Genomic DNA, 13640 nt, shown 5'->3' with positions numbered 1-13640 from the left:
AATGGATAGCCATACCTTATTGGAGCAATCCACCCGGAAACTTCAGGAACTTTTGCAGCATGCACCTCAAGAAAGTCTGACATTCCTATGTGAATACTCGTCCGACAAGAACTGCGATTTGCCGGATCCGGACAGGCTGATTCGCGAGCTTCGGCGAAGCGGGAGTAACGATATTGTCCGTTTGCTGACGGGGCATCAGGCGCATTACCTCGAAATTGTCAGGGATGTGGCCGGCAAATTAAAAATCGAATGGAAAAAAGACGATGATGAAGAGAAGCTGGAAAAGGCTATTTTTTTAAAAGTCTTTCAGCAAGCTTGGGTCAAAATGTCTAATGAAGAGAGGGAACCGGTTCGACACCTGCTTGAGAGTCAGGGAGCGGATGCGGAATACGTCAGCAAGCTATTAATAGAGGGAACAATGGTTGAATTTTTGCCGACTATAAGCTACCTGGTGGTTTTAAATATTGCCAGAATGGTTGCTGTAGCGGCGGCTGTAGATACTGCCGGTTTGGCAGCGGGTGAAGCAATCAGCGGCCTGGTGGCTGAAACACTGTTTGGGGTCTTGGGAATTGTAGTAGGAACTATTGTTTTTATTGTGAACTTAGCCGGACCGGCTTATCGGAAAACGATACCGGCTGTACTGCAGATTGCCTATATTCGGCAACTCATGCAAGCTGAAAAAAATACCATATAAAAAGGTGCTTGCATTTTAAAAATAATATAGATTAAGAGATAGGGGACAGGTACCTTGTTTCAGATAACCTGAAGCGATGTACCTGTCCCCTTGTTTTTCCTTGTTTTTCTCTATATTTATGTTAAAATAATTGTTGAACAATTGTGTCTTAGCATGAGATACACAAAAACTGATAAAGGGGTATAACATGAGTAAGCAAACGGAAGCTGCTTATCATTATATTAAACAAAAAATAATAGATGGCTCCTATATGCCATATCAAAAGTTAACTGAGGCTCAACTTGCAGAAGCAATTGGGGTCAGCAGAAATACAATAAAAAAAGCTCTTCTAAAATTAGAGCAGGAAAAGCTTGTTACTATAGAGGAAAATAAAGGCGCCAGTATTAAGTCGTTTTCTTTAGAAGAGGTCATGAATTATTTAGATATACGTGCGGTTCTAGAGGGGCTAGTAGCCAAATCAATTGCTAAAGATATCGGTATGACTGAACTGGAAAAATTGAATATTATTTTACAAGAAATGGCTATCCGGCTTGAGGAGAAAAAATATGATGAGTATGCAGACTTAAATAAAGATTTTCATAACGTAATCTACACAGCAACCAAGAATAGTCAAGCGGTTGAACTTCTTGATATGATTAAAACCCAATTAAAAAGATTTCAATTTCGCATCATTTTAGTCCAAGGAAGAGTACAAGAGTCCTATAAAGAACATATAAAAATTTACGAAGCGTTAAAGGCGCATAATGAAATGGAAGCGGAAGAAGCCGTAAAAAATCATGTATTTAATATACGACGAACTATTTCCCAAAATTACCATTTATTCCGATGACAAAAACTATATACAATATCCTTCCTGGCGACACCGCTTTTTTGAGGAAAGCCTTAAGGAGACTGCTGCTATCTCATATGAGAAGCAGCTTTTTTTTATATATAGGGTATAAAAAGAGACTTAGCTTCAGGTGGGTTGGTACCGTCAAGATTATTTCGCAAATTGGTTTGCAGTCCGACAGTAAATAAAGTCAGTCAGCACTAAAATCCGACTCAAGGCCGGTAGTTTCTAAGTGTTTCATATTCATATACTTTTTACTGCCCCACTGGGTTCCGGCAACGTGACGAAGTCGTGCGCAGACCAACATGAGGGCAGATTGGCCGTCAGGAAACGTGCCGACTACTCTTGTCCGGCGCCTGATTTCTCGGTTCAAGCGTTCAATCACATTGTTTGTACGAATTCTTGTCCAATGCTCATAAGGAAAGTCTGTGTAAGTGAGCGTTTCATCAATGCTATTTTCTATCTTAGTGGCAGCTTCTTTAAGCTTCATTTCTCTCAGTGATTGAGCAACCTGTTTGGCCTTTTCTTTGGCAGCAGATTTGCTTTCCTGGGCATGAATTGCTTTGAGCATTTTAGCTACTATTTTGATTTTTGATCGTGGTACTACTGAAAATACATTTCGATAGAAGTGGACGGTGCAACGCTGGTATTTGGCTTCAGGAAACACGTCATATACCGACTCCAACATACCCAGGCATTTGTCTCCTATAACCAGATTCACGCCAGATAAACCACGGTTTTTTAGCCATTTGAAGAACTCTGTCCAACTGGCCTTATCCTCTTTCATGCCCTCTGCAGCGCCCAGAACCTCACGGTAACCATCTTCATTGACTGCGATTGCCACAAGAACACTCACATGTTCATATTCACCGCCCCAATTGCGGCGCAGATAAATTCCATCCACATAGATATAGGGATATTTTGGCCCTGTAAGGGGCGGTTTCTCCATTCTTCTATATGGACATAGGCTTTCTTATTTAACTCGCTGATAGTCGACGGAGATACCTTGGTTCCCCACAAGGCTTCTGTAATATCCTCCACTCGCCGGACGGATACTCCGGCCAGATACATTTCAATCAGAGCTTCCTCTACGGAGCTTTCCCGGCGGCGGTACCGCTCAATGATGGCGGTTTCAAAGGGAATCCCTTTAAGCTTAGGAACTTTAAGGGTTACATTTCCGGACGTGGTTGTCAGACTTCTGTCGTAGTGACCGGAACGATAGCCTTGTCGAGACTCAGTACGCTCGTATTTAGCCGCTTTAGTCAGGTCTTTGGCTTCCTGATCCAATAGATTATTTAGCGTTTCTTCCACGCTGCTGCGTACCAGTTCTTTCAGTTCTCCCTTGATGATTTCCTCATTCAACTGTATAATTTTCTTGGACATGTTTGCAGTTCTCCTTTCGGTAAATGGTGTTGTGGTGACTTCATTTTACCTTTCGGACTGCAAACTTGTCCTCTTTTTTGTCTTAATTCAATTTGCGAAATTTATTGTACCTTATCGGTGGGTTTTAACCCCATCTGAAGTTTAGTCGACCAACTTCCAGGGAAGCCGCCTTAACTCCACCTATAGAGGACAGGAGTCTTAGAGCGGGTTAGTCATCGGACAAATAGTGAATTATTTTAAAATTATGTGTATTAAATAGAGGCATTTCTAGATATTGACATATGCTAAACTACAGTTTAAATTAGTATATATAACAATATTGTTTAACAATTATATTAAACAATATTGTTGCGCGATATGTCCGGTCATTAAGGGTAAAGAGGTGAAAAGAATGTATGTATTGTGGAGTCTTTGAAGAACGGGAGATCAATCTTCAAAAAGAAAAAGAGGTAGCTGTGGTTAGGGAATTTCTTGCTCAGTTCGGGCTGTTGCTTGATGTGGCGGTGGAATATACCATGGCTGTATGCCGAGAAGGACGGATTATTGCCACTGGGTCTCTGGCTGGTGAAAAATTATGCAGTATAGCTGTTGATCCGGCTTTTCAAGGTGAGGGGTTGGCCGCCAAGGTCGTCAGCAATCTGATCAAAGAAGCCGGGCAGCGTGGGCGTTATCGATATCTTATCAATGCTAACCTGGAAACGGAGCATCTGTTTAGTTCTCTCGGATTTACCGAAGTTACTCGGGTTGATCCGTGCACCGTTTTGTTGGAGTTGGGTCTAAATACTGCAGGGAGATAGCAGTAAAAGCAAAAAGCGCACCAACCGGTATTATCTACTCAGAAATATGACATCGCTTACATAAAAATAAAAATTCAAAGGATAAGGAGGAGTTTTTCTGAATATCAGCACGGGGTTCAATCGCCTCACCCAGAAGAAGGGTGTATATATCATTGATACCACCTTGCGGGATGGGGAGCAAACGGCTGGAGTAGTATTTTCCAAAAAGGAAAAGGTGTATATCGCAAAGTTGCTAGACGAGATTGGTGTAGATCAGATTGAAGCCGGCACTCCTATCATGGGCGGTGATGAAGCGGAAAGCATTAAGGCCATTACTAAGCTTGGACTGAAGGCTAGTATAATGGGATGGAACCGGGCTAATATCAATGATATCAAAGCATCGATAGACTGCGGCGTTGACGCGGTGGCTATCTCCATATCCACATCTGATATCCATATCAAGTATAAACTGGGGACTACACGGGAGAGAGTGCTGGAAAATATGGTCAAGGCGGCGGAGTACGCCAAGAGTCATGGATTATACATTTCGGTGAACGCCGAAGATGCCTCCCGCAGTGATGAGAATTTTTTACTGGAGTTTGTCCGCGCAGCCAAACAAGCAGGAGCCAACCGATTGCGCTATTGCGATACCATCGGAATTCTAGATCCGTTATCCACCTTTCAGCGTATTCAACGCCTGCGTCAGGTGTCGGATGTTGAAATTGAGATGCATACCCATAACGATTTCGGGATGGCCACAGCCAACACGGTAGCGGGGATGCAGGCTGGCGCCAGATTTCTTGGTGTAACGGTAAACGGCTTGGGAGAGCGGGCTGGGAACGCCGCATTGGAAGAGGTAGTAATGGCACTGAAATATGTTTGCAATAACGCGATACCTTACGATACCGGGAAACTAAAAGAGACCTGTGAATATGTCGCCCGGGCGTCTGGTCGGATACTACCATCCTGGAAAGCGGTAGTGGGTTCCAATATGTTCGCACACGAATCTGGTATCCATGCCGACGGGGCACTCAAGAACCCCCGGACCTACGAAGTCTTCGATCCGGAGGAAGTTGGCCTGGAGCGCCAGATCGTCATTGGCAAGCATTCCGGCTCAGCGTCTATCATCAATAAGTTTAAGGAATTCGGTATTGAGCTTGACGAAGCAGTTGCCGGAGAACTGCTGGTCAGGGTACGAGCCTTGGCAGTCGACCTTAAGCGGACTCTGATGGATAAGGAACTCAATCACTTATACAATGAGTACTTGTATGAAAAGGTAAATACTATATGACCCTGATGACTGCCTCTGGAATGGAACGCTATCCCGACCGGTGGCGTGTTAAAACTTTATTGACAAGGAGAGGAAGCAGTATGTATAAAGTAACGTTAATCCCCGGCGATGGTATCGGACCAGAAATATCGGAGGCCGTGCAGAATGTTTTTGCTGCGGCCGGAGCGCCGGTCACTTGGGAAATATGCTATGCCGGTCAGGCGGGAATCGTCCAATTCAATGACCCGTTACCCGAACAAACACTAGCTAGTATCCGCCGCAACAAGGTGGCGCTGAAAGGTCCACTTACTACTCAGGTGGGAGAGGGATATCGCAGTATCAATGTTTCGCTCAGGAAGACGTTCGATCTGTATTGTAACTTGCGGCCGGTAAAGTCCTTGCCCGGCATTAAGACACGTTACCCGGAAGGGGTAGATCTCGTGGTCTTTCGGGAAAACACTGAAGATCTCTACAGCGGTGCTGAACACCGGATGGGAAGCTATGCCGCTGCTGGCCTGAAGATAATTACTGAGGACGCTTCCCGGCGTATCGCTCAAGCCGCTTTTGAATATGCCACCGCTCACGGTCGTAAGAAAGTGACTGCTGTTCACAAGGCTAATATTATGAAGCTAACCGATGGCTTGTTTTTGAGCTGTGCGCGGGAAGTGGCAAAGAAGTTTCCGGATATACATTATGATGAGGTCATCATCGACAACCTCTGTATGCAGCTAGTGATTCAACCCCAAAAATATGATGTGTTGCTTGCCCCTAATCTGTATGGCGACATTATCTCCGACTTGTGCGCCGGGTTGGTAGGGGGACTGGGGGTTGTGCCTGGTGCCAATATCGGAACAGAATGTGCTATTTTTGAAGCTGTACACGGTACGGCACCCGATATCGCCGGTAGGAATATCGCTAATCCCGCCGCGATGCTAATGTCCGGGGGGATGATGCTGGATTATTTGGGTGAAAAGGTGGTAGCGAATCGAATCAGGGCGGCTCTGGAAAAGGTGCTGGCCGATGGCGAAGTCCAGACTCCTGATTTAGGCGGAAAAGCGACCACTTCAGACATGGCGGCAGCCATTATCGCAAACTTGAAATAAGGAAAGGCGAGGAACTATCATGGTTGAATTAGTAGGAAAAGGGGTCTATCTTTTAAAAGGCCGACTGATTCTGGAGACTGCAGATCAACTGAGTCAGCATGAAATCAATAATCGGCTGCTGAGTGCGGATCTTGCCCCTTTATTGGAATGCAGTATTACCCAGGAAAATGCACGTGTTAATACCATCGCGTATCAAATTATGACTGCCCACAATATGTCGGGGGATTGGCGCAAACTCAAGCTGCGTTTTGATTCTTTAGCTTCCCATGATATTACATATGTCGGTATCATCCAGACAGCTTCTGCCAGTGGACTGAAAGAGTTTCCCGTACCCTATGTTCTTACCAATTGCCATAACAGTCTATGTGCCGTAGGTGGAACGATTAACGAGGATGATCATGTTTATGGTTTTTCAGCGGCTCGCAAATATGGAGGGATTTTTGTTCCTGCTCATCAGGCGGTTATTCACCAGTATATGAGGGAAATGATGGCTGGTTGTGGCAAGATGATTCTTGGGTCAGACAGCCATACCCGCTATGGAGCTTTAGGAACGATGGCAATTGGCGAAGGTGGCCCTGAACTTGCAAAACAACTTCTCAATAAGACATATGATATGGATTATCCCGAAGTTGTGGCGGTTTACTTAGATGGCCGGCCCATACCCGGAGTTGGACCACAAGACGTGGCATTGGCGATAATCGGTGCTGTTTTTAAAGACGGATTTGTAAAAAACAAAGTATTAGAGTTTGTTGGGCCAGGTGTCGGAGACCTTTCTGTTGATTTTAGAAACGGAATTGATGTTATGACAACCGAGACAGCGTGCTTATCCTCAATTTGGTGTACCGATAAAAAAGTTCAGGATTTTTACAGAATTCACGGTCGACCGGATGCGTATCGTAAGTTGGAACCTGGAGAGGTAAGCTATTATGATGGGCTGATAAAAGTCGATTTAGGCCGGATTGAGCCTATGATTGCGCTGCCGTTTCATCCCAGTAATGTTTGGTCTATTTCTGAACTTAATCAACACGCTGTTGAAATTCTTCATGAAATTGAAATTACAGGAAAAAAGCAGTTGGAAAACCCTAATCTAGAGTTTCGTCTCAGTAATAAAGTGGTTAATGGGCGAGTAAAGGTAGACCAGGGAATCGTTGCGGGTTGTGCGGGTGGCACTTTTGAGAATATCGCAGCGATGGCACAGACTTTAGACGGGAAATCGATTGGTACGGATCAGTTTGCGTTAAGTATTTATCCTGCGAGTCAGCCGGTAAATGTTGAATTAATTAATAATGGCTCTATGGAAAAACTAATGATTGCCGGTGCTGTTATAAGGTCCGCTTTTTGCGGGCCATGCTTCGGGGCTGGTGACGTGCCGGCTAATAACGGTCTTAGCATTCGTCATACCACACGTAATTTCCCCAACCGGGAAGGTTCCCGGCCGGTTGATGGCCAGATTGCGTCAGTCGCTTTAATGGATGCCCGTTCAATCGCTGCCACTGCCTTGAATGGAGGCATACTAACTCCGGCAACTGAAATAGATTTCCCGACAGAGATTCCTTCGTATCAATTTAATAAGCAAATCTATGATAATCGGGTTTATCAAGGGTTTGGCAAGGCTCAACCAAAGGAGGAAATAATATTTGGACCCAACATTACGCCTTGGCCTGCGATTCGTGCGCTTCCCCAAAATCTGCTTCTAAAAGTTGCGTCAGTAATCCATGATCCCGTCACCACGACTGATGAACTGATCCCCTCGGGTGAAGCTTCATCATATCGTTCCAACCCTCTGAAACTTGCGGAGTTTACCCTTTCCCGAAAAGACCCCGGGTATGTTAGCCGGGCTAAGGCGGTTCAGGCACTTGAGCTTAAGCGGCAAACACTATCCAATGGAGTATTTGTGCAAGAATTGGAAGAATTTTTTCGTCCGGTGCTAAAAGATAAAATACAAGATTTTAATCAATTGCAACAGTTAATTAAGGACACAGGGGTAGGCAGCGTAATTTTTGCAATTAAGCCCGGCGACGGCTCTGCGCGGGAGCAGGCAGCTTCGTGTCAGAGAGTATTAGGGGGAGATGCTAATATTGCAATCGAATATGCGACAAAGCGTTATCGTAGCAATCTGACTAACTGGGGAATGATTCCTTTTACTATTGCTACCGGAGATCAAGATAAACTTGCTGTTGATGATCATCTATATATACCGGGAATACGTCAAGCTATAATAAATGGTGAGGAAAAGGTTCAATCCGTTGTCGTCGGGGCGAAGGGGACAATGATGCTTGAATTGAAATTGGAAACTCTCTCTAAAGAGGATAAAGAGATTATTTTGGCTGGTTGTCTAATGAATTATTATGCCAACTAAGTGACAATGCCGTAAAGTGAGATATGCTACTAAAAAATCCCGGTAAAAAATGATTAAGGCGGCACAAACCTTTGACAATATTGGTTTGTGCCGTTTATTGCTGCAACATACTTCGTATGATAAGATTAGAAGGAATAAAGTCAAAGGGCTGTAGTTATTTCTAAAATCAGCAATAATCCTGAAGGTGGAATATTTTATGAAGAAAGCAATCTCCAACATTGCGCACATTCAGCCTTTTGTGCAGGAATACGCGGAAACAATAACTGATGTCCTGGAATTGTATGTAACAATCATTGACGAAGAATGCATCAGAATAGGCGGTACAGGTCCTCATGCCGAAAGCATCGGCAGACCGATACCCTGCGGATCGTTTTTCAGGCAGGTGCTTGCAAGCGGTAAACCAGGCTTTATTCACGACATCGTTAGCAAAAGCGCCTGCCAAAATTGTGATACCTCTGTTTGCTGCCAGGAACTGGCTACGATGGGCTTCCCGATTAGTAAGCAAGGTCAGACTGTCGGGGTTATTGGCGTTATTGCCTTTACTGCCGAACAGAAAGAACGCCTGGTACGCAATTCGGCAAAATTTCTTACCTTTCTCAGTCATATGAGCAGTCTGCTGGAAAGCAAATTGATTATGCTAGACGACCAATGGCGCCTGCAAAATCAGGTTCAAGAAGTATTGGAGACGGTAAACCAGACATATGCTTTCGGCAACATGATTGGGCGTGACAAAAATTTTATCCAGCTATTACAAAAAGCTCAACAAGTGGCGATAAGCAACTCGACGATTCTAATACAGGGAGAAAGCGGTACTGGCAAGGAGCTATTGGCCAAGGCTATTCATGAGGAAAGCGGGCGTAAAAATCAACCGTTTGTGGTGGTGAATTGCCCCTCTATACCGGAGAATTTGCTGGAAAGTGAACTATTTGGTTATGAAGCGGGTGCATTCACAGGTGCTAATAAAGCCGGTAAAAAAGGGAAATTTGAACTTGCGAACAAAGGTACAATATTTTTGGATGAGATAGGTGACCTTCCCTTGGCATTGCAGCCAAAGTTACTGCGAGCCATTCAGGAACGTTCGATAGAACGCATTGCCGGGATACATTCATTGCCTGTAGATACGCGGATTATTGCTGCCACCAACAGGGATCTGGAAAAGATGGTGCGTGAAGGCAAGTTCCGTGAAGACTTGTATTATCGCCTAAATGTTATTCCGTTGACTATTCCGCCACTGCGCTTTCGATCAATAGATATACCTCTTTATATAGACTATTTCTTAGACAAGTTTATGAAAACGCTACAAAAAGGAACGCTAAAAATAGATGAACCACTCCGGCGCTGGCTTATGAATTATCATTGGCCAGGCAATGTAAGACAATTGGAACATGTGATCGAGTATCTAGTAAATATTGCGAAGGAAGACGTTCTTACTCTGCAGGAGCTTCCGTCTAATCTAATGGCGAATGAAGGGCAAAGCGGAGCAGAAATCAGTCTTGAGCAACAATTGGCTGAGTATGAAAAGCAGCTGCTTAGAACTCATATCCCACCTGGTGCAACCTTGGCGGATAAAAAGCAAGTGGCAAAACAGCTTAAGATTAGTTTGGCAACTTTATATAGGAAACTGGAGAAATATCAACTTCAATAGCCTTAATACTTAATTTCTCAAAAGTGAGAATGATTTCGCGAGATTGCAAACGCCTATTTTATATAACTTAATGACGTTTTCTAATTATTTTATTCTTAACTTTGCGAAACGTTATCTGTCAGAAGGTATGCTGCAATCAATAGAATTCCATTAAAAGGATTTTTGCCGTAAAGCATCTTCCGTAAAACATAAAAATTTAAGAAAACCCGGCTTATGCTGTATCTTTACAACAGCAAAGCTGGGTTTTTTACTCATTGTTGCAAATATAAGGCACTTTTGATTAACTAAATATGCTAAGAGCGGTTATCTTCTAAAGAGTTGGCGTGATTTTTGCATATGATTATGACTAATTGGAGCATTTCTAAGGCTTATCGGTCAGACATAGAGCGGTAGGATACAGAAATAAATTAGTTGGAGGTAAAAGAAGTTAGATGGATACGAAAATAATCAATAGTTATATAGAGATATTGAAGGAAGAATTGGTACCGGCACTAGGGTGTACCGAACCCATCGCTATTGCCTATGCAGCAGCCAAGGCCAGAGAAGTATTGGGGTGCTTTCCGGAAAAAGCAGTACTGGAATGCAGTGGTAATATCGTTAAAAATGTGAAAAGTGTTGCCGTTCCTAACACCGGAGGTCTAACGGGGATTCGAGCCAGTCTGCTGGCGGGTCTGGTTGGTGGCAACCCGGATAATCAACTTGAAGTCCTATCCGAAATGACTCCGGAGCATATTATTACTGTCAAAAAGCTGCTAGACAGTAATTTCTCTGAAGTACGGTTACTCTCAACAGATATCAACCTTCATCTTTTGTTGTGCTTAATGGCAAAGGATGAATATGTGACGGTGGAGATTAAACACACCCATATCAACATATGTAAAATCGAAAAAAATGGCCAAGTGGTTTATCAAAATGATGCCGACAATGACAACTATTTAGGGACTATAACTGATCGCAGCATCCTTACGGTGGAAGGCATTTATTCATTTGCTAATACTGTACCCCTGGAAAGAGTTCACGATCTCATCGCACAACAAATTGACTATAATATTTGTATTGCCGAGGAAGGTTTGCAAGGTGATTATGGGATAAATATCGGTCGAACATTACTTGAAATTGGGCATGATGAGCCGGTACGGACTAAGATTAAAGCATATACCGCAGCCGCTTCCGAAGCCAGGATGAGCGGCTGCGGGTTGCCTGTGGTCACCAACTCCGGCAGCGGCAATCAAGGTATTGCTACTTCTATCCCTGTTATCGTTTATGCTAGAGAGCGAAACCTGCCTGAAGAAAAATTGTATCGAGGGTTGTTATTTTCCAACCTACTGACAATTCACCAGAAAACGTTGATTGGTCGCTTATCTGCTTTTTGTGGCGCTGTCAGCGCGTCTTGTTCCAGTGGTGCCGCAATTACCTACCTCGAAGGCGGTACTCTTGAACAAATCAATCAAACGATAAGCAACACTCTGGCTAATGTTCCGGGGATTGTCTGCGACGGCGCAAAACCTTCATGTGCCGCCAAAATAGCTTCTTGCCTGGATGCCGCCTACATGTCTCACGTGCTGGCCATGAAAGGCAAGCATTATCAGCCAGGTAACGGTATTGTAAAAGCCGATGTGGAAGAAACTATCGCTGCTGTGGGGCGCATAGCATTTAAGGGGATGCGGGCGACCGATACAGAGATTCTCAAAATCATGTTGGAATCTGATACACCCAAGACAGAAATGGTGAAGGATTCCTTAAACTTTATCCCGTAGTTAGCGTGGGGGTTGTGTTTTTTCGCATTTATAGTTAAAATCACTACTAATGAGAATACTCTAAAAAGCTATAAAAAAAGCAAGACAACACGCGGCAAGGGGTGACAATATCATGACAACCAAACTTTCTTTTAGTGAAGCACTGGCTGACCCGACGCAACTGTCAATAACCTGGGAATTGGTTCCAGGGCGAGGCGCGCGGGAAAAGGCGCAGGAGCATCTTGTGCAAATGGCTGAACTGGCAGCTAAGGACCCTAAAATAAACGCCATTACAATCACTGACAATCCTGGTGGTAAATCGGCTATCTTGGCCTATTCGATGGCTGTTGAAGCCAAACGGCTGGGTATTGACCCGCTTGTTCATTTTACGACTAAAGATAAAAACAGGAATGCTCTGGAGAGCGAGTTATACGCCTTGGGCAGAGCCGATATTCAAAATTTGCTTGTTATGACTGGTGACTATCCGGGCGAAGGTTATGCCGGTAGTGCCAAGCCGGTTTTTGATCTTGATGCGGTTCATGCTCTCCGGATGATAACCAAAATGAATGAAGGCGCCTACACTAAGCTGCCTGCTACTAATTTTTTTGCCGGAGCAGTTGTTTCACCGTTTAAATCAACTGAAGCCGAGACTATGGCTCAATATTATAAACTGCATAAAAAAATTGCCAACGGTGCAAAGTTTATTGTCACTCAGTTAGGCTATGATGCCCGCAAGTTTGATGAGCTAAAAAAATATGCTGACAGTAACAATCTGACCGTACCGTTGATCGGAAATATCTTTGTGCTGTCATTGCCGGTGGCTAAACTGATGAATAAGAACCTGATTCCCGGCTGTGTGGTTACTGACTCACTGGTGGCCAGACTGGAGGCGGAATCAACTCAAACTAACAAAAAAGAGCTGCAATTACTACGGGCCGCCAAGCTGTATGCAGTACTCAAGGGCCTGAAATATAATGGTGTCAATATTGGCGGTCATGGCCTTGGCTACACCGATGTGCAATATATTATGGAAAAAGGTGAGGAGCTAAGCGCGAACTGGCAGGAAATTGCGGCAGACGAATTTGACCATCCCCAGGATGGGGGCTTCTATTTCTTTGAAAAGGATTCAGCAACTGGACTTAATACCTGTCAGCCTGTCGACCGCAGCCAAACGGGTTCGGCTAATGCTTCACTGAAACAGTCGATGATGGACGTGGTGCATGAGGTGGCATTTGACCAAAAGGCTCCCCTTTACCCAATGAATAAAGCAATAGCTAAATTTATTGATAAGTCTTGGCTGAAACAGCCATTCACTCTTGCCGAATACACCACCAAGACAATGACTAATGAGTGTCGGTTTTGCGGAGATTGTGCCATGCATGAACTCGGCTTTATCTGCCCGATGTCCCAATGCCCCAAGCAACAACGTAATGGGGCTTGCGGTGGTAGCCGCGACGGGTGGTGTGAGGTCTATCCCGGTAAACAAAAGTGCATTTACGTAAAAATGTACGAAGGTTTTAAGGGGCGCGGCAAAGAAGAACGTATGAAGTCTAAGTATATGCCGCCCTGCAATTGGGAACTGCACCGAACTTCTTCCTGGTTAAACTATTTTAATGACAGGGATTATAACAATAGAAAAGAGTAAACTTTATAACAAAAGAATCAGATTATCAAAAAGCGTGAAGAAAATGCTCCTGCTAATATGGAGGCCACTGAAGAACTTGTGGTTTTGACGGAGCAAAGCTTAAAAAGTACGAAACAGAAGACGACCCTTGTTCCCAATTTTGGGGTGAGGGTCGTCTTTTACCATTTAGGAAACCTTTATAACTTGTCTTCTACCTTATC

9 protein-coding genes and 1 pseudogene are annotated in these 13640 nt (G+C 44.1%); 9 read left to right on the top strand and 1 reads right to left on the bottom strand.

Going from position 1 to position 13640, the window contains the following annotated elements:
* Position 1 precedes the first annotated feature (1 nt).
* On the top strand, positions 2-694 hold the full coding sequence (locus VN447_RS12665) for a hypothetical protein (RefSeq protein ID WP_325525715.1): 693 nt from the start codon (positions 2-4) through the stop codon (positions 692-694).
* A gap of 187 nt (positions 695-881) precedes the next feature.
* Entirely contained in the window at positions 882-1523 is a 642-nt protein-coding gene (locus tag VN447_RS12660) for a GntR family transcriptional regulator (protein WP_325525714.1), read from the top strand.
* Positions 1524-1713: 190 nt separating this feature from the next.
* Here the strand turns inward: VN447_RS12660 and VN447_RS12655 are convergent.
* Positions 1714-2906, bottom strand: a pseudogene (locus VN447_RS12655) (IS256 family transposase).
* 395 nt (positions 2907-3301) lie between these two features.
* On the opposite strand from VN447_RS12655, the gene VN447_RS12650 reads away from it, so the two are divergent.
* The 7 genes from VN447_RS12650 (at position 3302) to VN447_RS12620 (ending at position 13440) form a co-directional block, all read left to right on the top strand.
* Entirely contained in the window at positions 3302-3703 is a 402-nt protein-coding gene (locus tag VN447_RS12650) for a GNAT family N-acetyltransferase (RefSeq protein ID WP_325525713.1), read from the top strand.
* 97 nt (positions 3704-3800) lie between these two features.
* Positions 3801-4973 (top strand): homocitrate synthase, encoded by a 1173-nt coding sequence (nifV, locus tag VN447_RS12645; RefSeq protein ID WP_325525730.1) that lies wholly within the window; start codon positions 3801-3803, stop codon positions 4971-4973.
* Positions 4974-5053: 80 nt separating this feature from the next.
* Positions 5054-6055: an isocitrate/isopropylmalate dehydrogenase family protein gene (locus VN447_RS12640; protein ID WP_325525712.1), complete on the top strand. Its 1002-nt coding sequence runs from the start codon at positions 5054-5056 to the stop codon at positions 6053-6055.
* 19 nt (positions 6056-6074) lie between these two features.
* A complete protein-coding gene (locus VN447_RS12635) occupies positions 6075-8414 on the top strand; it encodes a hydratase (RefSeq protein WP_325525711.1) in 2340 nt (779 codons plus the stop codon).
* Positions 8415-8610: 196 nt separating this feature from the next.
* Complete coding sequence (locus VN447_RS12630) at positions 8611-10059, top strand: sigma-54 interaction domain-containing protein (protein ID WP_325525710.1); 1449 nt, start codon at positions 8611-8613, stop codon at positions 10057-10059.
* A 431-nt stretch (positions 10060-10490) separates the two neighbouring features.
* Complete coding sequence (locus VN447_RS12625) at positions 10491-11816, top strand: serine dehydratase subunit alpha family protein (protein WP_325525709.1); 1326 nt, start codon at positions 10491-10493, stop codon at positions 11814-11816.
* 112 nt (positions 11817-11928) lie between these two features.
* Positions 11929-13440, top strand: a complete 1512-nt coding sequence (locus VN447_RS12620) for a methylenetetrahydrofolate reductase C-terminal domain-containing protein (RefSeq protein WP_325525708.1) — start codon at positions 11929-11931, stop codon at positions 13438-13440.
* The last annotated feature ends 200 nt before the right edge of the window (positions 13441-13640 follow it).

Source organism: Sporomusa sp., assembly GCF_035561155.1.
Lineage (GTDB): Bacteria > Bacillota > Negativicutes > Sporomusales > Sporomusaceae > Sporomusa.
The sequence above is the reverse complement of the archived record's forward strand: the minus strand, read 5'-3'. Positions and strand labels throughout refer to the sequence as shown.